This window comes from Actinomadura citrea, assembly GCF_013409045.1.
Lineage (GTDB): Bacteria > Actinomycetota > Actinomycetes > Streptosporangiales > Streptosporangiaceae > Spirillospora > Spirillospora citrea.
In genome coordinates this window covers 4,871,248-4,894,485 of the sequence record NZ_JACCBT010000001.1, presented here as the reverse complement: position 1 = coordinate 4,894,485, position 23,238 = coordinate 4,871,248, and the positions used below count along the sequence as shown (strand labels likewise).

Here is a 23,238-nt window from a genome sequence, read left to right as displayed (position 1 = left end):
GATGGCCGTCCACGACGACGCAGGCGCCCCGGTCCCGGTCCCGGACCGGGTGCGCCGCGTCGTGTCGATCGTCCCGTCCCTGACCGAGACGGTCGCGGCGACCGCGCCGGAACTGCTCGTCGGCGCCACCGACTGGTGCACCCACCCCGAGGGCCTGGACGTGCCGCGCGTGAGGGGTACGAAGAACCCCGACCTGGAGCGGATCATCGGGCTGCGGCCCGACGTCGTCGTCGGCAACACCGAGGAGAACCGGCCCGCCGACGTCGAGGCGCTGCGCGCGGCCGGCGTGCCGGTGTGGATGACGCGGATCCGCACGGTCGAGGAGGCACTGGCGTCGCTGCGGCGCATGCTCACCGAGGCGTGCCGGGCGCCGGTGCCCGGCTGGCTGGAGGAGGCGTCCCGCGTATGGGCGGACGTCGCGCCCGGCGAGTTCCGGGCGGCGGTGATCCCGATCTGGCGGCGGCCGTGGATGGTCGTCGGGCGCGACACCTTCACCGGCGACGTCCTGTCCCGCCTCGGCGTGTCCAACGTGTACGCCGGGCATCCCGAGCGCTATCCGAAGATCCCGCTGGACGAGCTGAACGCGGCCGGCGCGGACCTGGTGGTCCTGCCGGACGAGCCGTACCGCTTCACCGAGGACGACGGCCCGGAGTCCTTCCCCGGGCTCGACGCCGCGCTCGTCAGCGGCCGGCTCCTCACCTGGTACGGCCCGTCCCTCGTCGAGGCCCCGGCCGCCCTCGCGGAACGGCTCGCCGCGGCCCGCCCCCGCTAGTCGGGGCGGCGTACGAACATGGCCTCCACACAGCGGGCCATGCGCTCGTCGAGCTCCTCGGCGGGCACGCCGATCTCCCGCGCCAGGTGCTCGCGCAGCAGCGTGTACCCGTAGACCGTGGACGCGATGGCCGCCTGCACGGCCGCCACGTCCCCGACCGGCAGGTCGCCGCGCTCCGCCTCCGCCGCGAGGTCCTCCCTGCCCGCGCCCCGGTTGAGCAGGACCCGGGGCCGGTCGTCGCCGTCCAGCACCAGCAGCGTCGCCAGCCGGACCGGCTCGGGGTTGCGCAGGCTCGTCCAGAACAGCCGCGCCAGCCGCTCGCGCAGCGGCAGCCCGGCCGCGTCCACCGCGTCCTCGGCGTTCGGGCGCGACCGGTGGAACAGCGCCGAGCGCAGCAGCGCCCGCCGCGACCCGAAGTACTGGTAGACCAGCCCGCGGTTGACCCCGGCCTCGTCGGCGACCTGGCGCAGGTTCAGCCCGGCCAGGACGCCGCCGCGCCGCAGGAGCGCGACCGCCGCGGCGCGCAGCGACTCCTCCGTCCCCTCCCGGTCGCGCACCCGGGCCGCCCCGTCACGCGCGGGGACCACCGGCCACATAGATGACCTGGCCGGAGACGAAGGAGGCGTCGTCGCCGACCAGGAACGCGACGGTCCCGGCGATGTCCTCGGGGACGCCGACGCGCCGGACCGGGATCTCCCTGGCGGCGGCGGCCTTGAAGTCCTCGAAGTCGACGCCGACGCGGGCGGCGGTCGCGGCGGTCATCTCGGTGGCGATGAACCCGGGCGCGATCGCGTTGGCCGTCACCCCGAACCTGCCCAGCTCGATCGCCAGCGTCTTCGTGAACCCCTGGAGGCCCGCCTTGGCCGCCGAGTAGTTGACCTGGCCGCGGTTGCCGAGGGCCGACACCGACGACAGGTTCACGATCCGGCCCCATCCGGCCTTCGTCATGTGCGCCTGCGCGGCGCGGGTCATCACGAACGAGCCGCGCAGGTGCACCGACAGGACCGCGTCCCAGTCGTCGTCGGACATCTTGAACAGCAGGTTGTCGCGGGTGATGCCGGCGTTGTTCACGAGGACGAGGGGCGGTCCGAGCTCCGCGGCGACGCGCGCGACGGCGGCGTCGGCCCGCGCCGTGTCGGCGACGTCCACGCCGACGGCGAGCGCGGTGCCGCCGTCCTTGGTGATCGTCTCGACCGTGTCGGCGCAGGCGGCCTCGTCGAGGTCGCAGACCGCGACGGCGAAGCCCTCCCTGGCGAGGCGGACGGCGGTGGCGGCGCCGATGCCGCGCGCGGCGCCGGTGACGATGGCCACCCGGGTGTCGGTCATGTGCGCAGCCCTTCCGTCAGACCTGGATGTCCTTGGCGATGATGGTCTTGAGCACCTCGCTGGTGCCGCCGTAGATCCGGGCGACCCGGGCGTCGGCGTACAGGCGCGCGATCGGGTACTCCAGGATGTAGCCGTAGCCGCCGTGCAACTGGAGGCACTTGTCGACGACGCGGGCCTGCACCTCGGTGCAGAACAGCTTGCAGACGGCGGCGTCGGCGGGAGTGAGCTCGCCCGCGTCCAGCGCCTCGATGCAGCGGTCGACGAGCGAGCGGGCGGCCTCGACCTCGGTGGCGCACTCGGCCAGCACGAACTTGGTGTTCTGGAACGACGACACGGTCTTGCCGAAGACGGTGCGCTCCTGGACGTATTTGCGGGCGAACTCCACGGCGGCGGCCGCCGACGCGTAGGAGCTGGTCGCGATGCCGAGGCGCTCTTCGGCGAGGTTGTGCGTCAGGTACTCGAACCCGCGTCCCTCCTCGCCGAGCAGGTCCTCCACGGGCACCCGGACGTCGGTGAACGACAGCTCGGCGGTGTCGGAGCTCCGCAGCCCGATCTTCTCCAGCTTGCGGCCGACCGCGTAGCCCTCGCTGCGGGTGTCCACGGCGAGGATCGACAGGCCCGCCCGCCGGTTCTCCGGCGTGGCCGGGGACGTCCGCGCGACCACGAGCACCCGGTCGGCGAGGACGCCGCCGGTGATGAACGTCTTGGCGCCGTTCAGGACGTAGTGGTCGCCGTCCCGCTTCGCCGTGGTCTGCATGCCCGCGAGGTCGGAGCCGGTTCCGGGCTCGGTCATCGCGATCGCCGTCATCATCTCGCCGGACACGAACGGCGGCAGCCAGCGCTTCTTCTGCTCCTGCGACCCGTACTTCAGCAGGTAGGGCAGGACGAGGTTGACGTGCACGCCGTAGCCGCCGAAGCTCACCCCGGCGCGGGCGCACTCCTCGGAGATCACGGCCTGGTACTTGAAGCTCGTCTCGCCCGCGCCGCCGTACTCCTCGGGCACCTGGATGCCGAACACGCCCAGCTCGCCGAGCTTGGCGTAGAAGTCCCGCGGCGGATGGCCGGCGTTCTCCCACTCCTCGTAGACCGGGGCCACCTCGGCCTCGATGAACGCCCGGATCGTGTCCCGGAAGGCCTCGTGGTCCTCGTTGAAAACGGTGCGGCGCACGCCGTGCCCCTCTCGCCAGCGTTGTTAACAGAACGCTAAGTTAACTCGAAGGTAGTTCTAGAATCAAATACGAGAGGTGGCCGGGCGAGGGCGGCCCGCCGGCGGTTCAGCAGTCGGGCTCGCAGACCCGGCGCGAGACGGCCCTGAGGAAGATCGCCTGGATCTGCCCGGGCGTCTCGGCCACATAGGCGTCCCCGTGCGTCACCTGCGCGATGCGCCGCAGCTCGTTGACGTCCACGTCCGATCCGTAGCCCAGCATGTTGACCTGGACGGGGCGCTCCGGGTCGTACTCGCGCCGCATGTGGTCGAGGGTCTCCTCCAGGGACGGGCCGCGCGGGTCCTCGTTCTCCCCGTCCGTCCACAGGAGGACGGAGTTCACGTACTCGGGCTTGTAGGTCCGCTTCATGTAGTCGAACGCGGCCATCACCGTGTCGTACAGGCCGGTGTCGCCGTGCTCCTTCACCCGGATCCGCGCGAACGCGCTCAGCACGAGCTGCCGCCGGGTCGCCGAGCCCAGCCGCTGGTTGAGCGGTCCCACACTGACCAGCTCCCGCCAGTCCCGGCCGCCCTGCAGGTCCGTGGAGAAGATCCACTGGCCGAGCTCGCTGTCGTCCGGCAGCAGCGCGAGCCCGCCCTGGGCGGTGCGCACCGTGGACTGCAGCCGCGTCACGCCCGGCGCGACCCCCTCGTCCATGGACCCCGACACGTCGATGATGCTCAGCATCCGGATGCTCAGCGACAGCTGGGCCCACGACTGCATGGTGCGCCGCACGTCCGCCGCCGGCGTCTCGGGGAGCGCCCGCGGGGGTCGCGGGTCCAGGCCGGTCCGCGGGGAGAACGACGCGGGCGCCGCTCCGCCGGGTGCCCGGAAGCCCAGCCGCCGCAGGTCGTCCCGGGTCGCCCTGTCCGCGAGGGCCGTCTCCAGCATCCGCGCGGCGCCCGCCTTGGCCCGGTCCTCCGCCAGGACGGCGACCGGATAGTCGAGGTAGACCGTCCCCTCCTCCGGGTACACCGCGACGGCCGGCTCGGCCGGACGCCGCGCGTTGTAGGCGAACACCGCCTGCTCGGGCGCCATCGCGACCGGGTAGCGGTCGGCCTCGCCCTGGCCGGGCGAGGCGGACGTCGCGAACGCCGTGAACGCGGCGTCCACGGAGACGGCGACGCCCTCCCGGATCGTGCGGACCACACCGGTGAACGACGCCTCCCCGCCGGGGGCGCCGCCCAGCACCGCACCGGCCAGGATCAGCGAGCCCATGCCGGTCGCGCTGCGGGCCGGGTCGGGGACCTGGAGCCGGAACAGCCGCGGAGGGATGACCCCGGTGCCGGGCCCGGCGGCCGGATCCCGCTCGGCGCCCGAGGCCGTCCCGGCCGCGGCGAGCAGGTCCCTCCAGGCAGGCCGCTCCGGGGCGCCGAGGTTGCGCAGCTGCGTCGCCAGGCCGCGCGGCGCGGCCAGGACGATCGGGGACGAGGCGATCCCGGCGGGCCGTCCCGGAGCGCCGGCGGCCGGGGCCCGCCCGGAACCGCCGACGAGCTTGGTCCACAGCGAGGAGTCGGGGATCCAGACGTCCGGCCTGCGGGCGACGCCGGCCACGCCCTTGCCGGACAGCAGCGTCGCCACCGCGGCGGGATCGGCGGCGCGCACCCGCGCGCGGGCGCACCGCCCGTCCACCCGGTGCCCCGCGTCGTTGAAGCGCCCCGCCGACCGCGCGACCGCGGGCGCGACGTCCGGCGCCGCGGCCACGTCGAGCGTCAGCGCGGCGCCGCCGGAGCAGCCGTCGCCCGGCGAGGCGAGCGCGTACGCGCCGAACCCGGTGAGCAGCACCAGGCCGATCGCGCCCGCCAGCGGTCCGAGCAGGATCCCGCCGACCCGCCGCGGCGGGCGGCCCCTGCCGAGAGCCCACGGCCCTCGCGGCTGCCTGGCGGCGGCGTGCGCCGGGCCCGGGGGACGCGGCGTGCGGTCGGGTCTGCTGAAGGCGTCGAAGGGCTCGCCCTCATGCCCGCCCGCCGCGCGGCGGGGCGGCGGCCCGGCCGGGTGCGAGGCCCCGAGAAAGGTGTAGGGGGACTCGGGGCCGCCCGGTTCCGGCTGGTTCCGAGGCGCCCACTCGGGCACGTCGTCGAATGCGCTCATGGCCGATCTCCGTTTCCCGGGCGGGGCTGCGGGCCGCGTCGCGCCGTGGGTGGCCGGCCCGCCCCTGAGACACATGGTCGATATGTCTCAGGTGAGGCAGCTGTGATGTTCGTCTCATCGGCCGCCTCCGTCAAGGGGGCGGGAGGCCCGGGATGGGGACGCGCGGTCAGGACGGCGGGCCGGGCGCCTCGGCGCGCGGCGCGGGGCGTTCCACGCGGTGGCGGTCGTCCGGCCGGAATCCGGGTCCACGGAACCTCCCCTGGGACGCGGGGACGGTGGTGCCGCTCAGCAGTACGCAGCGGGTGCGGGGAAGGATCGGTCCACGATCGGGCCGTCCCGGCGGAGGGTGCCCGCGCGGGAACGCCCCGCCCCCCGCCGAACCGGGCGCGCGGGGTTCGGCGGGGCCGGGTTTCGGGTCATGGCCGGACCAGGACAGCGGGGAGGGCTTGCGTTCTCGCGGGGATGTGCGTCGGCCGGGCGGCCGGTCAAGCGAAGGTGCGGGGAAGGTCATCCGCGACGCCGTGAAGTTTCAGCGGAAACCCCGGAAAGTGAAAAGCGGCGCCGGGTGGATACGGGGGCAATCCACCCGGCGCCGCATCATCGGTGTTCCGACGGGGGCCCGGAACACCGGCAAGGGCGCCCCGACGGGGGACCAGAGCGCCGGTACAAATCGTACACCGAAACCCCCCGCGGTTAGTCAAGAGAATGTCACGACCGGATTTCCGGTCGCTGTCCGGAAACCGGCTTCTGTTCCCCGCGAAGACGGTCGTCGTAAGCCGCCGGGGCGGTCGGCTCGCGCCCTCCGTTGGCGAAGATCACGGCGACGTAGGGGAGCACGGCGGCGCCGACCACCATGAGCAGCGCGAGCCACCACGGCGCACCCGCGACGGCGGCCACCACCGCCCCCACGAAGCAGATCGTGCGGACGCCCATGGACATCAGGTACCGGCGCTGGCGGTGGCCGATGTCCTCCGACATGGGGCGGGGAGCGTCGGTGACCGTGTAGACCGCCGGCTCGCGGTGGTGGCGGGGATTGACCTTCACCATTCCACGGTAAGCCCATGGAGTCCGACCTGCACCGGCAGTACGGGGCAAAACCTCTGGAGGAATCGATGACCGATCGCACGTACCGCGTGACCGAGATCGTGGGGACCTCGCCGGAGTCCGTCGATGCCGCGATACGCAACGGCGTCCGGCGCGCCTCGCAGACCCTGCGGCACCTGGACTGGTTCGAGGTGACCGAGGTCCGCGGCCACATCGAGGACGGTGAGGTGGGCCACTTCCAGGTCACCATGAAGGTCGGCTTCCGCCTGGAGGACGGCTGACGCGCGCGCCGGGCCCGGCGCCGGGTGCCGCCCGGTGTCCGGACCGCCGCGGCCGGGGGCGCCGGCGCGTGCTCCCGACGTCCCCGGCCGCGACGGCTCAGGTGGCCTGGCTCACCGTCGACATGTGGAAGTCGGGGACCCGGATCGCCGGCATGGCGGCGCGGGTGAAGTAGTCCGACCACTCGCGCGGCAGCGTCGGCCCGGTCTCGCCGACCTCGGCGATCCGCGACAGCAGGTCGACGGGGCTCTCGTTGAACCGGAAGTTGTTCACGGCCCCGACGACCTCGCCGTCCTCGACGAGGTAGACGCCGTCGCGGGTGAGGCCGGTCAGCAGCAGGCTCTGCGGGTCGACCTCCCGGATGTACCAGAGGCAGGTCAGCAGCAGCCCGCGCTCGGTACGGGCGACCATCTCCTCCAGGGACGCGCCGCCGTCCGGCCCCCTCATCGCCAGGTTGTCGACGGCGGGGGTGAGCGGCAGCCCGGTGCGCTCGGCGGAGTGCCGGGTCTGGGCGAGGGACGCGAGGGTCCCCTCGCGGATCCAGTCGGTGGCGCCGAGCGCGAGCCCGTTGTCGAACACCGAGGACTCGCGGCTGGAGGCGTGCGCGATGACGAACGGGGCGCACTGCATGCCCGGGGCGGCCGGGTCGCTGGACAGGGTGACCGGCAGGTCCGCGAGCCGCTCCCCGACGCGGGTGCCGCCGCCGGGGGCGCTGAACACCGTCCGGCCGTCCTGCGCGTCCTGGGCGCCCGCCGACCAGTACAGGTAGATCATCAGGTCGGCGACGGCGGACGGCGGCAGGATCGTCTCGTACCGCCCGGCCGGCAGCTCGACGCGCCGCTCGCCCCACTCCAGCCGCCGGGTGAGGTCGCCGGTGAGGGCGGGGACGTCGACGTCGGTGAAGTCGCGGGTGCCGACGCCCGCCCACGCCGAGCCGCCCGCGCCCTTGGCGTTCAGCTCCAGCAGCCCCGTGGGCTGGTCGTGGCGCAGCCGCAGCCCCGCCGAGGAGCCGAGGAACGTCGAGGTGAGGACGTGGTTGGCGAACCCGTACAGACGCCGGTCGCCGGCCTGCGCGGCGGCGAACGCCTCGCCCAGCGCGGGAGCGAAGCCCTCGAACACCCCGATCCCGGTCTCGGCGGGCTCGTCGTCCCATCCGGCGGCGCCGCCGGGCGGCCCCTCGGCGACCAGCGGCCGGGCGTCCTCGGCGGCCTCGTTGCCGGCGGCGTCGGCCTCCGCGGCGCGCACCAGCTCCTCGATGCCGTCGGCGTCGACGGCCGACCGCGACACCACGCCCGCCGCCACGCCGTCCGCGGTGTTCCGCAGCGCGATGACGGTGAGGCGGCTGGAGCGGGTCACGCCGTTGGTGGTGAGGGTGTTGCCCGCCCACCGCAGGTTCGCGGTGCTCGCCTCGTCGGCGATGACGACGCAGTCGTCGGCGCGCGACAGCGACAGGGCCCGCTCGACGGCCTCCTGCGGCCTGATCGTGCTCACTGGCCGGCCTCCTTCAGCGCGTTGAGGATGTTGACGCCCCGGAACAGCGCCGAAGGGCAGCCGTGGCTGACCGGCGCGACCTGCCCCGGCTGGCCCTTGCCGCAGTTGAACGCGCCGCCGAGCACGTAGGTCTGCGGCCCGCCGACGGCCTCCATCGAGTTCCAGAAGTCGGTGGTGGTCGCCTGGTAGGCGACGTCGCGGAGCTGCCCGGCGAGGCGCCCGTTCTCGATGCGGAAGAACCGCTGCCCGGTGAACTGGAAGTTGTGGCGCTGCATGTCGATCGACCAGCTCTTGTCGCCGACGATGTAGATGCCGCGCTCGACCCCGGAGATCAGCTCGTCGGTGGACGGGCCGCCCTCGGCGGGCTTGAGCGAGACGTTCGCCATCCGCTGGATCGGCATGCTGGACGCGGCGTCGGCGAACGCGCAGCCGTTCGAGCGTTCGGCGCCGGTGAGGCGGGCGATGCGCCGGTCGGTCTGGTAGCCGGTGAACAGGCCCTCGGAGACGATGTCGAACGACTGGGCCTGCACGCCCTCGTCGTCGTAGCCGACGGTGGCCAGGCCGTGCTCGGCCGTCCGGTCCCCGGTGATGTTCATGACCTTGGAGCCGTACTGCAGGGTCCCGAGCTTGTCGGGCGTGGCGAACGACGTGCCCGCGTAGGCGGCCTCGTAGCCGAGCGCCCGGTCCAGCTCGGTGGCGTGCCCGATCGACTCGTGGATCGTCAGCCACAGGTTGGACGGGTCGACGACGACGTCGTACACGCCCGGCTCCACCGACGGCGCGGCGAGCTTCTCGGCGAGCAGTTCGGGGATGCGGGCGAGCTCGCCGTCCCAGTCCCAGTGCTCGCCCGACAGCCACTCCCACCCGTACCCGGCGGGCGGCGCCAGCGTCCGCATCGTGTCGAACAGGCCGCCGGCGATGCCCACGGCGTTGACGACGGGGTGCAGCCGGACGCGCTGCTGTGTCGTGACCGTGCCGGCGAGGTCGGCGAAGAACTTGTTCTCCTTGACCTGCAGCAGGGTCGCGTCGACGTGGTCGACGCGGTCGTCGCCGAGCAGCCGGCGGCTCCAGCCCGCCAGCAGCGCGACCTTGTCGGCGGTCGGCACCTCGAACGGATCGGTCTCGTAGGCGGAGACCCAGGTGCGCTCCCCGTGGACGGGCTCGGGCGCCAGCTCGATGGGCTCGCGGTTGACGGCCCTGGCGACGGCGGCGACCTCCACCGCCCGCGCGGCGACGCCGGCGGCGCCCTCGGGCGTCAGGTCGATGCCGGCGGCGAAGCCCCAGGTGCCGTCCTTGACGACCCTGACCGACAGCCCGACGTCGTCGGCGTCCAGGGCGGTCTCCAGGGCGGCGTCGTGGAGGCGGAGTGTCTGGCTGCGGATGCGCTCCAGGCGGAAGTCGGCGTGCTCTGCGCCCAGCTCCCTGGCGCGGGACAGCGCCGCGTCGGCCAGCGCGCGAAGCGGCAGCGCGGTGAAGGCGGGATCGATGTCATGCACCCTCCGCAACCTACCGTCCGCGCCCGTCCCGGCGGGGGCCGCGCGCCGCCCGAACAAAGGGAGGTGAGCGGATCTTGTCGATTCGGCACATCCGCAGCGGGTGCGCGGGCCGCTAGTGTCGTGCACCAGCCAACGAGCAGTACAACGAGAGGGTCGTGATGAGTCGCTCTGTCCTCGTGACCGGCGGTAACCGGGGCATCGGCCTCGCCATCGCCCGCGAGCTGGCCGCGGCGGGCGACGCGGTCGCGGTCACCTACCGGTCCGGAGAGCCGCCCGAGGGGCTGTTCGGCGTCCGGTGCGACGTGACGAGCGCCGAGGACGTCGACGCGGCCTTCGGCAAGGTGGAGGCGGAGCAGGGGCCCGTCGAGGTGGTCGTCGCCAACGCGGGGATCACCAAGGACACGCTCCTTGCGATCATGAGCGAGGAGTCGTTCACCTCGGTCCTGGACACCAACCTCACCGGGTCGTTCCGGGTGGCCAAGCGCGCGGTGAAGAGCATGATGCGCAAGCGCGCGGGGCGGATCGTGCTGGTCTCCTCGGTCGTGGGGCTGATGGGCTCGCCGGGGCAGTCCAACTACGCCGCGTCCAAGGCCGGCATGGTCGGGTTCGCGCGCTCCCTCGCACGCGAGCTCGGGTCACGGGGCATCACGGTCAACGTGGTGGCGCCCGGGTTCGTCGACACCGACATGACGGCGGTGCTGACCGAGGACCAGCAGAAGGCCATCACCGCCGCGGTGCCGCTCGGCCGCATCGCGAAGCCGGAGGAGATCGCCAAGGCCGTGAGGTTCGTGGCCGGTGAGGACGCCGCCTACATCACCGGGGCCGTGATCCCGGTCGACGGCGGCCTGGGAATGGGGCACTGACAGTCATGGGAATCCTCGAAGGCAAGCGCATCCTCGTCACCGGCGTCCTCACCGACGCCTCCATCGGCTTCCACGTCGCGCGGATCGCGCAGGAGCAGGGCGCCGAGGTGGTGCTGACCGCCTACCCGCGGCCGACGCTCACGCAGCGGACCGCCAAGCGGCTGCCGTCCGGCCCCGACGACCCGCCGCCGGTGCTGGAGCTCGACGTGACCGACGCCGACCAGCTGGGCGCCCTCGCCGGGAATTTGCGCGACAGCGGCTTCGACCGCCTCGACGGCGTGATGCACGCGATCGCCTTCGCGCCGCAGACCGCGCTCGGCGGGAACTTCCTGGAGACGCCGTGGGAGGACGTCGCCACCGCCGTGCACGCCTCGGCGTACTCGCTGAAGTCGCTGACGATGGCGTGCCTGCCGCTGATGAAGGACGGCGGCTCGGTCGTCGGCCTCGACTTCGACGCCACCAAGGCGTGGCCGGTGTACGACTGGATGGGCGTGGCCAAGGCCGGCCTGGAGTCGTGCGCCCGCTACCTGGCCAAGTACCTGGGCCCGCAGGGCATCCGGGTGAACCTCGTCGCGGCGGGCCCGCTCGCGACGATGGCGGCCAAGAGCATCCCCGGCTTCGAGGGCATGACCGACATGTGGCCGAAGGCGGCCCCGCTCGGCTGGGACATCAAGGACAGCGAGCCCACCGCCCGCGCCTGCGCGGCCCTGCTGTCGGACTGGTTCCCCGCGACGACGGGCGAGATCGTCCACGTCGACGGCGGTCTGCACTCCATCGGCGGCGCGTCCGCGTGACCTCCGCCGGCCGCAGTCTCGTGCTCAGCGAGCGCCGCGCCGGCGCCGGAGGGCGCGGCCCGCGACGCTCATGTTGAGCGCGCCCACCGCCCCGGCGGCCCCGGCCGCGGCGGCGACCAGCATCATCTGGCCGTTGTCCTGGCCGGAGGCGGCCACGGGGGAGATGAGGCGGGTCTGCGGCATGGCGGCCGTCCCGCCGGGGGCGTTCGGGTCGGCCGCGATCTCAGGGGTGGGCAGGACGCCCGGCAGCCCCGCCGCGGTGGCCGGGGTCTGCCCGGAGTAGGGCTTGAGGCCGCCCGGCCCCGTCATCGGGGCCGGGCCGCCCGCCGTCGCCCGCCCGCCGCCCGGCGCCGAGGGGGCCTTGCGCGGGGCCTTGGCGGGCGCCTTGGCCGGCGTCCTCGTCTTCTTCGTGGACTTCTCAGGGACGGGCTTCACGGTCTTGGGCGGCGGCGCCGGCGTGGGGCTCTTCGGAGTGATCGCCTCGCGCAGGTTGCCGAGGTTGCACTTCCAGTTCTCGACCGTGCTCTCGGGGTCGACGCCCTTCTTGCACGTCTCCGCCGCCGCCTCGGCCGCCGGGGCGGCGAGGACCAGGACGAGCGCCCCCGCCGAGACCGCCGCGGACGCCGTTCCGAGCCGCCTGAGCCGCTGGGGCATGTCGTTCCTCCACCCGATGCCGTCCTGACCCTTGTTGACATCGTGTCCCATACGGGGCCGTCCGTAAACCGCGACACGGGGGTTTCTTTACCCGTCAGTACCTCACGGGGCCACCAGCCGCGCGAGCCTCGTGCGCCGCACGGGAGCCCCGTCCTCGCGGACGGCCCTGGCCAGCGCGGGTCCGGCCGCCTGCACGACGGACAGGTGGCGGCGCGCGAGCCCGAACGCGGTGGCCACCAGCGGCCGCGACAGGCCGTCCGCGGCCAGGACCGCGACCACGGCGGGACGCCGCGTTCCGCGCGCGAGCGCCACCGGCACCGCCCAGCCGTGCCGCAGCCGGGACGCCTCCGCCGGGGCGACGACCGCGGCGCCGCCCGGGAAGTCGACCTCCAGCCCGTGCGGGCCGCCGCCGGTCACCACGCCCGTCTCGCCGAGCGGGGCCTGCGGGAGCGGCGCGGCGACGACCACGCGGTCGCCGGGGTCCATGCCGCCGAACGCGCCGGGGCCGGGGTTCAGCCGGGCCTTCAGCGCGGCGTTCAGGGCGCCCGCGCCCGCGTCCCCGCCCGCCGCCGGGGCGACGACCTGGACGTCCTCCACGGGGATGCCGAGGGCGCGGGGGATCGAGTCGGCGACGAGCTGGACGGCCCGGTGCACCGCCTCGCCGGCGTCCTCGGCGGGCACGATGACGACCTCGCGGCCGGGGGCGTCCACGGCGGCCAGTTCGCCGCCGCGCACCGCCTCGGTGAGCGCGCCGAGCGGGCCGGACGGCGGCTCGGCGTCCAGCGTCACGACGGGCACCGTCTCCGACGCCTCCAGGTCGTCCAGCGGCCGGCCGGGCCCGGCGGGCGGCGGGGCGCCCTGCTCGCGGCACAGCACGAGGTGGGCGCCGTCGGGGCACGCCTCGGCCAGCACCGCGCACAGTTCGACGTCGAGCGCCGCGCCGTCCGTCACGATCACCAGGTCGAGGTCGAAGGGCCGCTGCTCGCCGCGCCCGTAGACGACGGCCCCGGGCGCGGCCGACGGGTCCTCGCGCGGCTCCAGCAGCCGGTGCAGGCTGGTGACCGCGAGGCCCTCCGCCGCCCCGCCGGGGCCGGCGGCCGCCAGATCGGCGGCGGCGCGGTCGGTGGGCGCCGCCACGGCCGTGCGGACGCCCTGCGACGCCGCGGCCGAGGCGATCTCGGCGACCATGCGCGCGACGTCGTCCGGCGCGCCGCTCAGGATGCTCACACCGGTGCGCAGCGCGGCGGTGAGGGCCAGCGAGCGGTCTTCGGGGAGCCCGTCGCGCAGGCCCTTCAGAGCCGCGTCGTCCAGCAGCGGCGCGGCGGTGAGCGTCAGGCGCTGGAACCCCTCGGCCGCCGCCTCCTCCGCGAGCGCCCACCGCGCCGGGCCGAGCGTCTCCTCCGGCTCCGGCGGCTCCGCGTCCTCCTCGAAGGTCTCCTCGTCGAACTCGGGCTCCTCGGTGAGGGACAGGACCTCCGCCTCGTCCAGCGCCGCCTCGACGGCGCGCCGCGGATCGGGGAAGCGCAGGCGCTCCAACGCGGACAGCACGTCGGCGGCGGGCGTGACCGTGTGGCCCTGGCGGGCCGCCTCCGTCAGCAGGTGCAGGACGAGGGCCCCGCCGCGGCGGGGGTCGTCGGGACGGGCGTCCTCGCCGAGCAGGGCACGGGCGAAATGGTCGGCCTGACCGGGCTGGACGCCGGGGACGCTCAGCAGGCGCCACGGGTCGTCGCGCAGCCGCCCGGCGGCGCCGGGCCCGAGCCGCGCCACGGCGCGGGAGGCGAGCGCGGCGGGCACGCCCGTCTCGGCGAACAGCCCGCCGAGGGCGCGCAGGCCCTCCTCCGGGCTCCCGGCGGGCTCGGGCGGCGGCGGCGCCGGCGCGGGCTTGGAGGCGTCCGGCCCGTCGAGCGCGCCGGCGGCGGCCTCGGCCGCGCGCATGGCGGCCTCGGCGCGCGCCTTGCGCTCGGCGGGGGTGGGGGTCTGGTCAGGGGTGTCGGTCACGGGCTTCCCGTCACGGCTGATCTCGGTTGGCGGTGGACCGTCCAGAGCGTGCCACGGACGGCCCCGGGGTTCACGGACGAATCACGGGTGGGAGGTCGTGTCGGAGAGATCGGAGACGTCGTCCAGCGCCCCGCGGATCTCGTGCGGCAGCGTGACCTCCTCGCTCTCCAGGATCGCGCCGAGCTGCGCCGCGGTCCGCGCGCCGACGATCGGCGCGGCGACGCCCTCCCGGTCGCGGACCCACGCGAGCGCCACGGCGAGCGGGGAGCGCCCGAGGCCCTCGGCGGCGGTCACCACGGACTCCACGATGCGGGCGCACTCCTCGTCCAGGTACGGCTGGACGAACTCGGCGAAGTGCGGCGCGGCGGCGCGCGACCCGGCGGGAATGCCGGTGCGGTACTTGCCGGTGAGGACGCCGCGGCCGAGCGGCGACCACGGCAGCAGGCCCGCCCCGGCGTCCAGCGCCGCGGGCACGACCTCCCGCTCGATGTCGCGGCGCAGCAGCGAGTACTCCAGTTGCGCGGACACCACGGGCGCGCGGCCCGGCCAGGCCCGCTGCCAAGCGGCGGCCTTGGCGACCTGCCAGCCCGCGTAGTTGGAGACCCCGACGTACCGGGCCCGGCCCGAGGAGACCGCCTCGTCCAGCGCCGAGAGCGTCTCCTCCAGCGGCGTGTTCGGGTCGTAGACGTGCAGCTGCCACAGGTCGACGTGGTCGAGGTCCATGCGGTCGAGGGAGGCGTCGAGGGCGCGCAGCAGGTGCCGGCGCGAGCCGTCGTAGCGTCCGTTCGGCCGGATCGCGGCCTTGGTCGCGACGACGAGGTCGTCGCGGTCGACCAGTTCGCGCAGCAGGTGGCCGAGGATGCGCTCGCTGTCGCCGTCGCTGTAGACGTCGGCGGTGTCGACCAGGGTGCCCCCGGCCTCCACGAAGGCGATGAGCTGCGCGGCCGCCTCGTCCGGGGCGGTGTCCTGGCCCCAGGTCATGGTGCCGAGTCCCAGCCGGGACACCAGCAGCCCGCTCCGCCCGAGGTGACGCTCCTTCATAGGCGGCCAATCTAGCGGTCCGCGCGAGCCGCGCGGAAAGTGAGCGGCCGCCCCGGCCGGATGCGCCGCGGCGCAAAGATCCTGGTGAGGATCTATTGCGGCCGGGCGCCGCCGGGCTAGAGTTCGCAGCCATGGCGCCACCCCCGTTCTCGATGTACTCGCCGAAGACGCCGGAGGGCGACGGCGGGCCGGACGTGGCGCCGGTGTTCGGGGCGGGGCCCGGCGACGACCCCGGCTACCTCGCCTCGCTGCGCGGCGGCACCGAGCTCGGCCGGATGCGCCTGATGATGCTGGCGCTGCTGGGCGCCCCCGTCCTGATCCTGGCGATCATGCCGCTGATCGTCGAGGACGGCCGCGGGGACGCGCGGCCCTGGATCTACCTGCCGCTCGCGGCGGCCGCGCTGTCGGCCCTGCTCGCCGGGCCCCGCGCGCCGCGCCCGATGACGCCGGTCGCCGACCCGGCCGCGGCGGCGCGGACCGCGCTGATGATGTTCCGGCAGGCGATCCTGCTGCGGTTCGCGCTGGCCGAAGGCGTGATCCTGCTGGGGCTCCCGCTGGCGATGGTCGCCCACAGCGAGCTGGTCTTCGTCGCCGGGTTCGTCCTCGGCTACCCGATGCTGGTCTGGCTGGCGCTGCCCACGCGCTCCGGCGTGGAGCGGATGCGCCGCCGGCTGGAGTCGCGGGACGCCGAGTCCCACCTGTGGGCGGTGCTCCTCGCCGCGCCCGCGTCCCCCCACGACTCCGGCGCCTAGAGCCAGCCGCTCCTGCGCAGGCGGCGGAACAGGAGCACGCACACGACGGCCATCACGGCGACGACCAGCGGGTACCCGAACGTCCAGTGCAGCTCGGGCATGTGGTCGAAGTTCATGCCGTAGATCCCGGCGATCGCGGTGGGCACGGCGATGATCGCGGCCCACGCGGAGATCTTGCGCATGTCCTCGTTCTGCCGCTTGCCGAGCAGCGCCAGGTGCGCGGTCAGCACGCTGTTGAGCAGCTCGTTGTGGGAGTCCACCTGCCCGTCGACGCGCAGCAGGTGGTCCAGGACGTCGCGGAAGTACTCCCGGGTGGAGCCGCACTCGGCGACGCGCCCCTTCACGATCTCCTGCAGCACGGGGACGAGCGGGTCCTCGGCGCTGCGGAACTCCAGCACCTCCCGCTTGAGCGAGTAGATGTCGGCGGTGACGTCCCGGGCGTTCGGGTCGAACACGGCCCGCTCCAGCCCGATGATGTCGACCTCGACCTCGTGGGCGACGACGCCGTACCGGTCGACGACCTCGTCGCACACCGCGTAGAGGACGGCCGTGGCGCCGTGCCCGAGCAGCTCCGGCGAGTCCTCCAGCCGCTTGCGGACGGGCCCGAGCGGGTTGCCGGCGCCGTGCCGGACGGTCACCACGAAGTCGCGGCCGAGGAAGACCATGATCTCGCCGACCTCGATGTCGGAGGTCTTGTCGATGTAGGCGAGCGTCTTCAGCACCACGAACAGCGTGTCGTCGTAGCGTTCCATCTTGGGCCGCTGGTGCGCGGACACCGCGTCCTCGGCGGCCAGGGGATGCAGGTTCAGCTCGTCCTTGACCAGCTCGAACTCGTCCTCGTCGGGCTCGAAGAGGCCGATCCACAGGAAGCACTCGCCGTCCTCGCGGGCGAGGTCGAAGGCGTCGCTGATGTCGCCCTCGATGTCGCGGCGCTTCCCGCCGGCGTAGATGGCCTTGTCGACGATCACACCACGCATTGTCGCGCATCCGGGGCGACGGAACGTCCGGATGATCTCCTAGAGTGGCCGGTGTGACGACGCTTCTGCTGGTTCGGCATGGCCTGACCGCCATGACCGGCCCCGTGCTGGCCGGATGGACGCCCGGAGTGCGCCTGGACGAGCGCGGCCGCGCGCAGGCGGCGGCGCTCGCCGCCCGCCTGGCGCCCCTGCCGCTCTCCGCAGTCGTGTCCAGCCCCCTCGAACGCTGCGTCGAGACGGCCGAGGCCGTCACCGCGGGGCGCGCCGAGCCCGTCGAGAAGATCGAGACCGACGACCGTTTCGGCGAGGTCCACTACGGGGACTGGACGGGCCGCCCCCTCAAGGAGCTGGCGGAGGAGCCGCTCTGGCGCGTCGTGCAGGCCCATCCGAGCGCCGCCCGGTTCCCCGGCGAGGCGGGGGAGGCGCTGGCGGACGCGCAGCACCGCGCCGTCACGGCCGTCCGCGACTGGAACGAGCGGATCGCCGCCGCCCACGGATCCGGAGCGCTCTACGCGGTGTGCAGCCACGGCGACATCATCAAGTCGATCGTCGCCGACGCCCTCGGCCTGCACCTGGACCAGTTCCAGCGCATCCAGGCCGACCCGGCGTCGCTCACCGTGATCCGCTACACGGAGACGCGCCCGTTCGTCGTCCGGCTCAACGACACCGGAGGCGATGTCGCCGGGTTGGTCCCGGAACCGCCGGAGGAACGTTCCGGGAAAGACGGACTCGGGTCGAGTGACGCGGCCGTGGGCGGCGGCGCGTAGGGTCTTTGTCATGCCCGTCATCTCCTACGATCTGCCGGAGCGCTTCGTCGCCGGCGCCGTCGGGCGTCCCGGCGACCGCGCGTTCTACCTGCAGGCGCGTTCCGGCCGCCGCGTCACCAGCGTGGGCCTGGAGAAGTTCCAGGTGACGCTGCTGGCCGAGCGGCTCGAGGAGCTGCTGGACGAGGTCCTGCGGCGCAGCGGCGGGGACGCCGACGTGCCCGCGGTCGCCCCGTCCGAGCTCAAGGACGACGGCCCCCTCGACCAGCCCGTCGAGGAGGAGTTCAAGGTCGGCACGATGGCGCTGGCCTGGGACCCCGACGACGAGCAGGTGGTCATCGAGGCGCAGGAGGTCACCGAGTCCGACGAGGAGCCCGAGGTCGGCGAGGACGACCCCGCCGTCGCGGTGCTGCGGGTGCGGATCAGCGCGGCGCAGGCCCGCGCGTTCGCCGAGCGCGCCCTGCAGGTGGTCGCGGCGGGACGGCCGCCGTGCCCGCTGTGCGGCCTGCCGCTCGACAGCGAGGGGCACGTGTGCCCCCGCCAGAACGGATACCTCGGCTGAGATGACACCCCGCTGTGCTGGATCATGGACGACGTGGCCGGGAGAATGAACGCATGACGCAGTCCTCCCGGGGCCGGGCGCCCGCCGGCGACGCAGGCGGGCGGGGCGAGGCCGGGCGCGCGGTGTCGCCGCGCGACGCCGCCGCCGCCGAGCGGCTGCTGTCCGCCGGGCGCCTCGCCGTGGAGGGCCGCCTCGTCCAGGCGTCCAACGCCACCCTCTACTGCGCGATCGAGCACGACGGGGTGTCGGCCAACTGCGTCTACAAGCCGGTCGCGGGGGAGCGGCCCCTGTGGGACTTCCCCGACGGGACCCTCGCCGAGCGGGAGGTCGCCGCCTACGAGGTCTCCAAGGCGATGGGCTGGGGCACCGTCCCGCCCACCGTCCACCGCGACGGCCCCTACGGGCCCGGCATGGTGCAGCTGTGGGTGGAGCCCGATCCCGAGGTCGACCTGGTCGGCCTGTCGCGCTCCGACGACGAGGCCGTCCGCCGGATGTCGGTCTTCGACGCCGTCGTCAACAACGCCGACCGCAAGATCGGCCACCTGCTGCCGCCCGGCGACGGCCACGTGTACGGCTGCGACCACGGCGTCTGCTTCTCCGTCGAGTACAAGCTGCGCACCGTCCTGTGGCAGTGGCGCGGCAAGCCCCTCACCCCCGAGGCCGTCGAGGCGCTCGGCCGGGTCGACGCGGATCTGCGCGGCGGCGCCCTCGGCTCGCGGCTCGCGGAGCTGCTCACCGCCGAGGAGGTCGACGCCACCCGGCGCCGCGTCGAGCTGATGCTCAAGCACCGCATCCACCCCTACCCGCCCGAGGACTGGCCCGCCATCCCCTGGCCGCCGCTGTAGGCCTGCCCCGCCGAGTTCGGCATATCGGGGGAATGTTCCAATTGGGGCATGTGCACGGCGATCATCAGTGTCGACCCGTCCTCTCCGGTCCCGGTGCTCCTCGCGGGCGTGCGGGACGAGTTCACCGCCCGCGCATGGGAGGCCCCCGGCCGGCACTGGCCGGACCGCCCCGGCCTCGTCGGCGGCCGCGACCTGCGCGCGGGCGGCACCTGGCTGGCGGTTGACCCCGCCGCGCCGCGGGCCGCCGTCGTGCTGAACGGCCGCGGCGCGATGGCGCCCGAGGCGGGCCGCGCCTCGCGCGGGGAGCTGCCGCTGCGGGTCGCCGCCGACGGCAAGCTCGGCCGGCCGGACCTCGCCGCGTTCGACCCCTTCCACCTCGTCGGCGCCGAACCCGACCGGGTGCGGCTGTGGAGCTGGGACGGCACGGCACTCACCGAGCGCGGGCTCGGCCCCGGCCTGCACATGATCGTCAACAGCGGGCTGGAGGGGGAGGGCCAACTGGAGGGCGAGACCGAGGACGCCTACATGGCGGCGCGGCTCGCGCACTTCCGGCCGCTTCTGGCCGCCGCGCCGCGCCCGGAGCCGCGCCTTGAGGACCCGGTGGAGCGGGCCTGGGGCGCGTGGCTGCCGCTGGTGGACGGCGACGGCCTGCCCCGCGCCGACCACCGCGCCCTGCTTCCCCTGCTCGACCTGGGCGACGGCCGCGTGTGGGGCACCACCTCCGTCAGCCTCGTCGCCCTCGGGCCGACCGGCGTCCGGTACGACTTCTCCGCCGTCCCCGGGGACCCGCGCGCCTGGACGCGCGTGCGCTGAGATGCGCCGTCCCGCCCACTTGCCGGCTCCGGCTGCGGAACATGACGCTCGGTGCTAGTTTGACTACCTAATGCGATCTTCGTCGGGGCGGAGCCGCCCGCGAAGGGTCATCGGCAGACGGGGAGTGCGGATGGCAGCGGTGGCACGCGCGGCGGCGCGATGAGCAGCTACGCCGAGGTGGAGACCCGCAGGCCGAGGACGGCGCCGGACGAGGCCCTGCCCGTGGACGGCCGCACCCCCTGCCAGCTCGCCTGGACGCGGTTCCGCCGCGACCGGCTCGCGGTCGCGGCGCTCGCCGTCCTCGCGCTGATCCTCGCGTTCGCGGCGCTGGCGCCGCTGTGGGCGCGGCTGACCGGCCACCCCTACGACGCGACCTTCCCCGGCACCGGCCTGGACGCCGGAGGGCAGCCGCGCGGGCCGGGCGCGCGGTTCCCGCTCGGCGCCGACCAGCTCGGCCGCGACGTCCTGGTCCGCGCCGCCTACGGGGCACGGATCTCCCTGGCCGTCGGGGTCCTCGCGGCCCTGATCGCCTCCGCCGCCGGGACCGCGGTCGGGACGCTCGCCGGGTTCGCGGGCGGCGCCCTGGACACCCTGCTCGCCCGGCTCATGGACATGATGCTCGCCCTGCCGTACCTGCTGGTGGCCATCGTGCTGGCGACCACCTTCCAGATCACCTCGATCACCGCCAGCCTGACCATGACGATCCTGATCATCGCGTTCTTCTCGTTCGCCGCGGTCGCCCGCGTCATCCGCGGTCAGGTGATCATGCTCAGGCGGCGGGAGTTCATCGAGGCGGCCCGCGCCCTCGGCGCCTCCGACGTCAGGATCATGTTCGGCGAGGTCCTGCCGAACCTGTCCGCGCACGTCACCGTGCTGACCTCGCTGCTGGTCCCGGCCTCGATCGTGTTCGAGGCGACGCTGTCGTTCCTCGGCGTCGGGGTGCGCCCGCCGATGCCGAGCTGGGGGTCGATGCTCGGCGAGGGCGGCGACGCGTTCCAGTCGGCCTGGTGGCTGCTGGCCGTCCCGGGCGTCCTGCTGCTGGCGACCACGCTGGCGTTCAACCTGCTCGGCGAGGGCATCCGCGACGCCTTCGACCCGCGCGGCGACCGCGCGCCCGGGGGGCGGTGAGGCGTCGTGGCGCGGTTCGCCCTCCGCCGCCTGCTCTACGCGGTCGTGGTGCTGTGGCTGGCGGCCACGCTGGTCTTCGTGTTCCTGCACGTCTCGCCCGTGCCGGTGGAGCGCGTCATCGGCGGGCCGCGCGCCACCGCCGACACCCTCGACCAGATCCGCCGCAACCTCGGGCTGGACCGTCCCGTCCTCGTCCAGTACTGGCGGTTCGCCGGACGGCTGATGCGCGGCGACCTCGGCGACTCCTACATCAACGGCGTGCCGGTCACCACCCTGATCGGCCAGCGCCTCCCCACGACGCTGTGCCTGGTGGCGGGCGCCGCCGTCCTGTGGTTCGCCGGCGGCGTGCTGCTCGGCGTCCTCAGCGCGACGAGGGCGCGCGGCCTGGGGGACAGGGCGGTGACCGTGTTCGTGCTGATCGGCCTGTCCACCCCGCCGTTCGTGATGGCCCTCGCGCTGCTGCACGTGTTCTCCGCCGGGCTCGGCGGGGGCGCCGTCCACCTCTTCGAGGCGGGGCCCCCGCTGCAGGAGCACTTCCTGCGGCGGATGGTCCTGCCGTGGTTCGCGCTGGCGTTCCTCATGATCGCCACCTACACGCGCCTCACCCGCGGGGCGATGCTGGACGTGCTCGGCGAGGACTACGTGCGGACGGCGCGGGCCAAGGGCCTGCCGGAACGCCGCGTGGTCGGCCGGCACGGGCTGCGGACCGCGCTGGCCCCCGTCGTCACCCAGCTCGGCATCGACCTCGGCGCGCTGATCGGCTCGACGATCGTCACCGAGAAGGTGTTCGGGCTGCAGGGCATGGGGCAGCTGGTCTACCAGTCCATCGCGCTCGGCGACACACCGGTCATCATCGGGGTGACGCTGCTGGTGACGTCGTTCGTCGTCGTCGCGAACCTGCTGGTCGACATCGGCTACTCGGTGCTGGACCCGCGCGTCCGGCTCCGCTGAGCCCGCCGGCGGGGCCCACTCCGGCGGAAGCCGCGATCTCGGATTCATGCCGCGAAGTGCCCATGGATAAGCTTTCCGTATGCGATCGTGGCCCGCCTCCGAAGTCCCCAGCCTGTCCGACGCGGGACTGCCCGCCGCGACCCGGCCCCTCAGCCTGCACGACACCGGCACCGGGACGACGCGCCCCACGTCCCCCGGCGACACGGCCCGGATGTACGTGTGCGGGATCACCCCCTACGACGCGACGCACCTCGGCCACGCCAGCACCTACCTGGCCTTCGACCTCGTCAACCGGGTGTGGCGGGACCTCGGCCACCGGGTCCACTACGTCCAGAACGCCACCGACGTCGACGACCCGCTGCTGGAACGTGCCCAGCAGACCGGGGAGGACTGGCGCGCGCTCGCCGACCGGGAGATCCAGCTCTTCCGCGACGACATGACCGCGCTGCGCGTCCTGCCGCCCGACCGCTACGTCGGCGCGGTCGAGGCGATCCCGCTGATCATCGAGATGATCGAGAAGCTGCGCGGCCGGGACGCCGCCTACGAGCTGGACGGCGACGTCTACTTCCCCATCGCCTCCGACCCGGCGTTCGGCCAGGTCAGCCGGCTGACGCGGGAGGAGATGGCGCCGCTGTTCGCCGAGCGCGGGGGCGACCCGGACCGAACCGGCAAGCGCGACCCCCTCGACGCGCTGCTGTGGATGGCGCGGCGCCCCGGCGAGCCCGGCTGGGACTCACCGTTCGGGGAGGGCCGGCCCGGCTGGCACGTGGAGTGCTCGGCGATCTCCATCGAGTACCTCGGCATGGCGTTCGACGTCGAGGGCGGCGGCTCGGACCTGGCGTTCCCGCACCACGAGATGGGCGCCTCGCACGCGCAGGTCGCCACGGGGGAGCGGCCGCACGCCCGCGCCTACGTGCACGCCGGCATGGTCGGCCTGGACGGCGAGAAGATGTCCAAGTCGCGCGGCAACCTCGTGTTCGTGTCGAGGCTGCGGGAGTCCGGCGCCGACCCGATGGCGATCCGGACGGCGCTGCTGGCCCACCACTACCGCTCCGACTGGGAGTGGACCCCGGACGCCCTCGACGAGGCGGCCGCCCGCCTCGGCCGCTGGCGCGCCGCCGCGGCCCGCCCGTCCGGCCCGCCCGCCGCCCCGCTGGCCGCCGCGGTCCGCGCGGGCCTGGCCGACGACCTGGACACCCCGGCCGCGCTGGCGGCCGTGGACGCCTGGGCCTCCGCCGACGGCGACGACGAGGCCGCGCCGGCCCAGGCCGCCGCCATCGTCGACGCCCTCCTCGGCATCGCACTCTGACCGGCGCCCTCCGCCTCGCCCCGCGCCGGCGGGCCTGTCACAGCAGGTCTGCCGGCGCGCACCGGACCGGCGAACCGGTCACG

At 74.4% G+C, this 23,238-nt stretch carries 23 protein-coding genes; 12 read left to right on the top strand and 11 right to left on the bottom strand.

Annotated features, from left to right (window positions below; genetic code table 11):
- The first annotated feature begins 1 nt into the window (after position 1).
- The gene (locus BJ999_RS22935; RefSeq protein WP_179835196.1) at positions 2-772 is read left to right on the top strand and encodes a helical backbone metal receptor; all 771 of its coding nucleotides are present in this window, start codon (positions 2-4) and stop codon (positions 770-772) included.
- Here BJ999_RS22935 and BJ999_RS22930 read toward each other — a convergent pair.
- From BJ999_RS22930 to BJ999_RS22910, 5 genes are all read right to left on the bottom strand, one after another.
- Entirely contained in the window at positions 769-1,329 is a 561-nt protein-coding gene (locus BJ999_RS22930) for a TetR/AcrR family transcriptional regulator (protein WP_218935183.1), read from the bottom strand. The genes BJ999_RS22935 and BJ999_RS22930 overlap by 4 nt on opposite strands.
- Positions 1,330-1,342: 13 nt before the next feature.
- On the bottom strand, positions 1,343-2,098 hold the full coding sequence (fabG, locus tag BJ999_RS22925; protein ID WP_179835194.1) for a 3-oxoacyl-ACP reductase FabG: 756 nt from the start codon (positions 2,096-2,098) through the stop codon (positions 1,343-1,345).
- A 16-nt stretch (positions 2,099-2,114) separates the two neighbouring features.
- The gene (locus BJ999_RS22920) at positions 2,115-3,266 is read right to left on the bottom strand and encodes an acyl-CoA dehydrogenase family protein (RefSeq protein ID WP_179835193.1); all 1,152 of its coding nucleotides are present in this window, start codon (positions 3,264-3,266) and stop codon (positions 2,115-2,117) included.
- A 106-nt stretch (positions 3,267-3,372) separates the two neighbouring features.
- Positions 3,373-5,394: a substrate-binding domain-containing protein gene (locus BJ999_RS22915; protein WP_179835192.1), complete on the bottom strand. Its 2,022-nt coding sequence runs from the start codon at positions 5,392-5,394 to the stop codon at positions 3,373-3,375.
- A gap of 708 nt (positions 5,395-6,102) precedes the next feature.
- On the bottom strand, positions 6,103-6,441 hold the full coding sequence (locus tag BJ999_RS22910) for a DUF3099 domain-containing protein (RefSeq protein ID WP_218935182.1): 339 nt from the start codon (positions 6,439-6,441) through the stop codon (positions 6,103-6,105).
- A gap of 65 nt (positions 6,442-6,506) precedes the next feature.
- Between BJ999_RS22910 and BJ999_RS22905 the strand changes: the two genes are divergently transcribed.
- A complete protein-coding gene (locus BJ999_RS22905; protein WP_179835190.1) occupies positions 6,507-6,719 on the top strand; it encodes a dodecin in 213 nt (70 codons plus the stop codon).
- A gap of 97 nt (positions 6,720-6,816) precedes the next feature.
- On the opposite strand, the gene BJ999_RS22900 is transcribed toward BJ999_RS22905, so the two are convergent.
- Positions 6,817-8,199, bottom strand: coding sequence for a metallopeptidase TldD-related protein (locus BJ999_RS22900; protein WP_179838748.1), 1,383 nt, complete (start codon positions 8,197-8,199; stop codon positions 6,817-6,819).
- A 5-nt stretch (positions 8,200-8,204) separates the two neighbouring features.
- The gene (locus BJ999_RS22895; RefSeq protein ID WP_179835189.1) at positions 8,205-9,704 is read right to left on the bottom strand and encodes a TldD/PmbA family protein; all 1,500 of its coding nucleotides are present in this window, start codon (positions 9,702-9,704) and stop codon (positions 8,205-8,207) included.
- Between the two features lie 158 nt (positions 9,705-9,862).
- Here BJ999_RS22895 and BJ999_RS22890 point away from each other — a divergent pair, with 158 nt between their 5' ends.
- Complete coding sequence (locus BJ999_RS22890; RefSeq protein WP_179835188.1) at positions 9,863-10,567, top strand: beta-ketoacyl-ACP reductase; 705 nt, start codon at positions 9,863-9,865, stop codon at positions 10,565-10,567.
- A 5-nt stretch (positions 10,568-10,572) separates the two neighbouring features.
- Positions 10,573-11,361: an enoyl-ACP reductase FabI gene (gene fabI, locus BJ999_RS22885; protein WP_179835187.1), complete on the top strand. Its 789-nt coding sequence runs from the start codon at positions 10,573-10,575 to the stop codon at positions 11,359-11,361.
- Between the two features lie 24 nt (positions 11,362-11,385).
- Here the strand turns inward: fabI and BJ999_RS22880 are convergent, their stop codons facing one another.
- From BJ999_RS22880 to BJ999_RS22870, 3 genes are all read right to left on the bottom strand, one after another.
- The gene (locus BJ999_RS22880) at positions 11,386-12,015 is read right to left on the bottom strand and encodes a hypothetical protein (RefSeq protein ID WP_179835186.1); all 630 of its coding nucleotides are present in this window, start codon (positions 12,013-12,015) and stop codon (positions 11,386-11,388) included.
- A 102-nt stretch (positions 12,016-12,117) separates the two neighbouring features.
- Complete coding sequence (locus BJ999_RS22875; protein ID WP_229810312.1) at positions 12,118-14,013, bottom strand: helix-hairpin-helix domain-containing protein; 1,896 nt, start codon at positions 14,011-14,013, stop codon at positions 12,118-12,120.
- A gap of 81 nt (positions 14,014-14,094) precedes the next feature.
- Positions 14,095-15,054 (bottom strand): aldo/keto reductase, encoded by a 960-nt coding sequence (locus tag BJ999_RS22870; protein WP_179835185.1) that lies wholly within the window; start codon positions 15,052-15,054, stop codon positions 14,095-14,097.
- 131 nt (positions 15,055-15,185) lie between these two features.
- Between BJ999_RS22870 and BJ999_RS22865 the strand changes: the two genes are divergently transcribed.
- A complete protein-coding gene (locus BJ999_RS22865; RefSeq protein WP_179835184.1) occupies positions 15,186-15,806 on the top strand; it encodes a hypothetical protein in 621 nt (206 codons plus the stop codon).
- Here the strand turns inward: BJ999_RS22865 and corA are convergent.
- Complete coding sequence (gene corA / locus BJ999_RS22860) at positions 15,803-16,774, bottom strand: magnesium/cobalt transporter CorA (RefSeq protein WP_373292737.1); 972 nt, start codon at positions 16,772-16,774, stop codon at positions 15,803-15,805. The two genes, BJ999_RS22865 and corA, sit on opposite strands and share 4 nt — an antisense overlap.
- Before the next feature lie 62 nt (positions 16,775-16,836).
- Between corA and BJ999_RS22855 the strand changes: the two genes are divergently transcribed.
- The 7 genes from BJ999_RS22855 to mshC all read left to right on the top strand — a co-directional run bounded on the left by BJ999_RS22855 (position 16,837) and on the right by mshC (position 23,155).
- Complete coding sequence (locus BJ999_RS22855; RefSeq protein WP_179835182.1) at positions 16,837-17,550, top strand: MSMEG_4193 family putative phosphomutase; 714 nt, start codon at positions 16,837-16,839, stop codon at positions 17,548-17,550.
- Between the two features lie 10 nt (positions 17,551-17,560).
- Positions 17,561-18,109 (top strand): DUF3090 domain-containing protein, encoded by a 549-nt coding sequence (locus tag BJ999_RS22850; RefSeq protein WP_179835181.1) that lies wholly within the window; start codon positions 17,561-17,563, stop codon positions 18,107-18,109.
- Positions 18,110-18,162: 53 nt separating this feature from the next.
- Positions 18,163-18,954: an SCO1664 family protein gene (locus tag BJ999_RS22845; protein WP_179835180.1), complete on the top strand. Its 792-nt coding sequence runs from the start codon at positions 18,163-18,165 to the stop codon at positions 18,952-18,954.
- Between the two features lie 48 nt (positions 18,955-19,002).
- A complete protein-coding gene (locus tag BJ999_RS22840) occupies positions 19,003-19,767 on the top strand; it encodes an NRDE family protein (RefSeq protein WP_179835179.1) in 765 nt (254 codons plus the stop codon).
- A gap of 159 nt (positions 19,768-19,926) precedes the next feature.
- Positions 19,927-20,895, top strand: coding sequence for an ABC transporter permease (locus BJ999_RS22835; protein WP_179835178.1), 969 nt, complete (start codon positions 19,927-19,929; stop codon positions 20,893-20,895).
- A 6-nt stretch (positions 20,896-20,901) separates the two neighbouring features.
- A complete protein-coding gene (locus BJ999_RS22830) occupies positions 20,902-21,846 on the top strand; it encodes an ABC transporter permease (protein ID WP_179835177.1) in 945 nt (314 codons plus the stop codon).
- Positions 21,847-21,925: 79 nt separating this feature from the next.
- Positions 21,926-23,155, top strand: coding sequence for a cysteine--1-D-myo-inosityl 2-amino-2-deoxy-alpha-D-glucopyranoside ligase (mshC, locus tag BJ999_RS22825; RefSeq protein ID WP_179835176.1), 1,230 nt, complete (start codon positions 21,926-21,928; stop codon positions 23,153-23,155).
- The last annotated feature ends 83 nt before the right edge of the window (positions 23,156-23,238 follow it).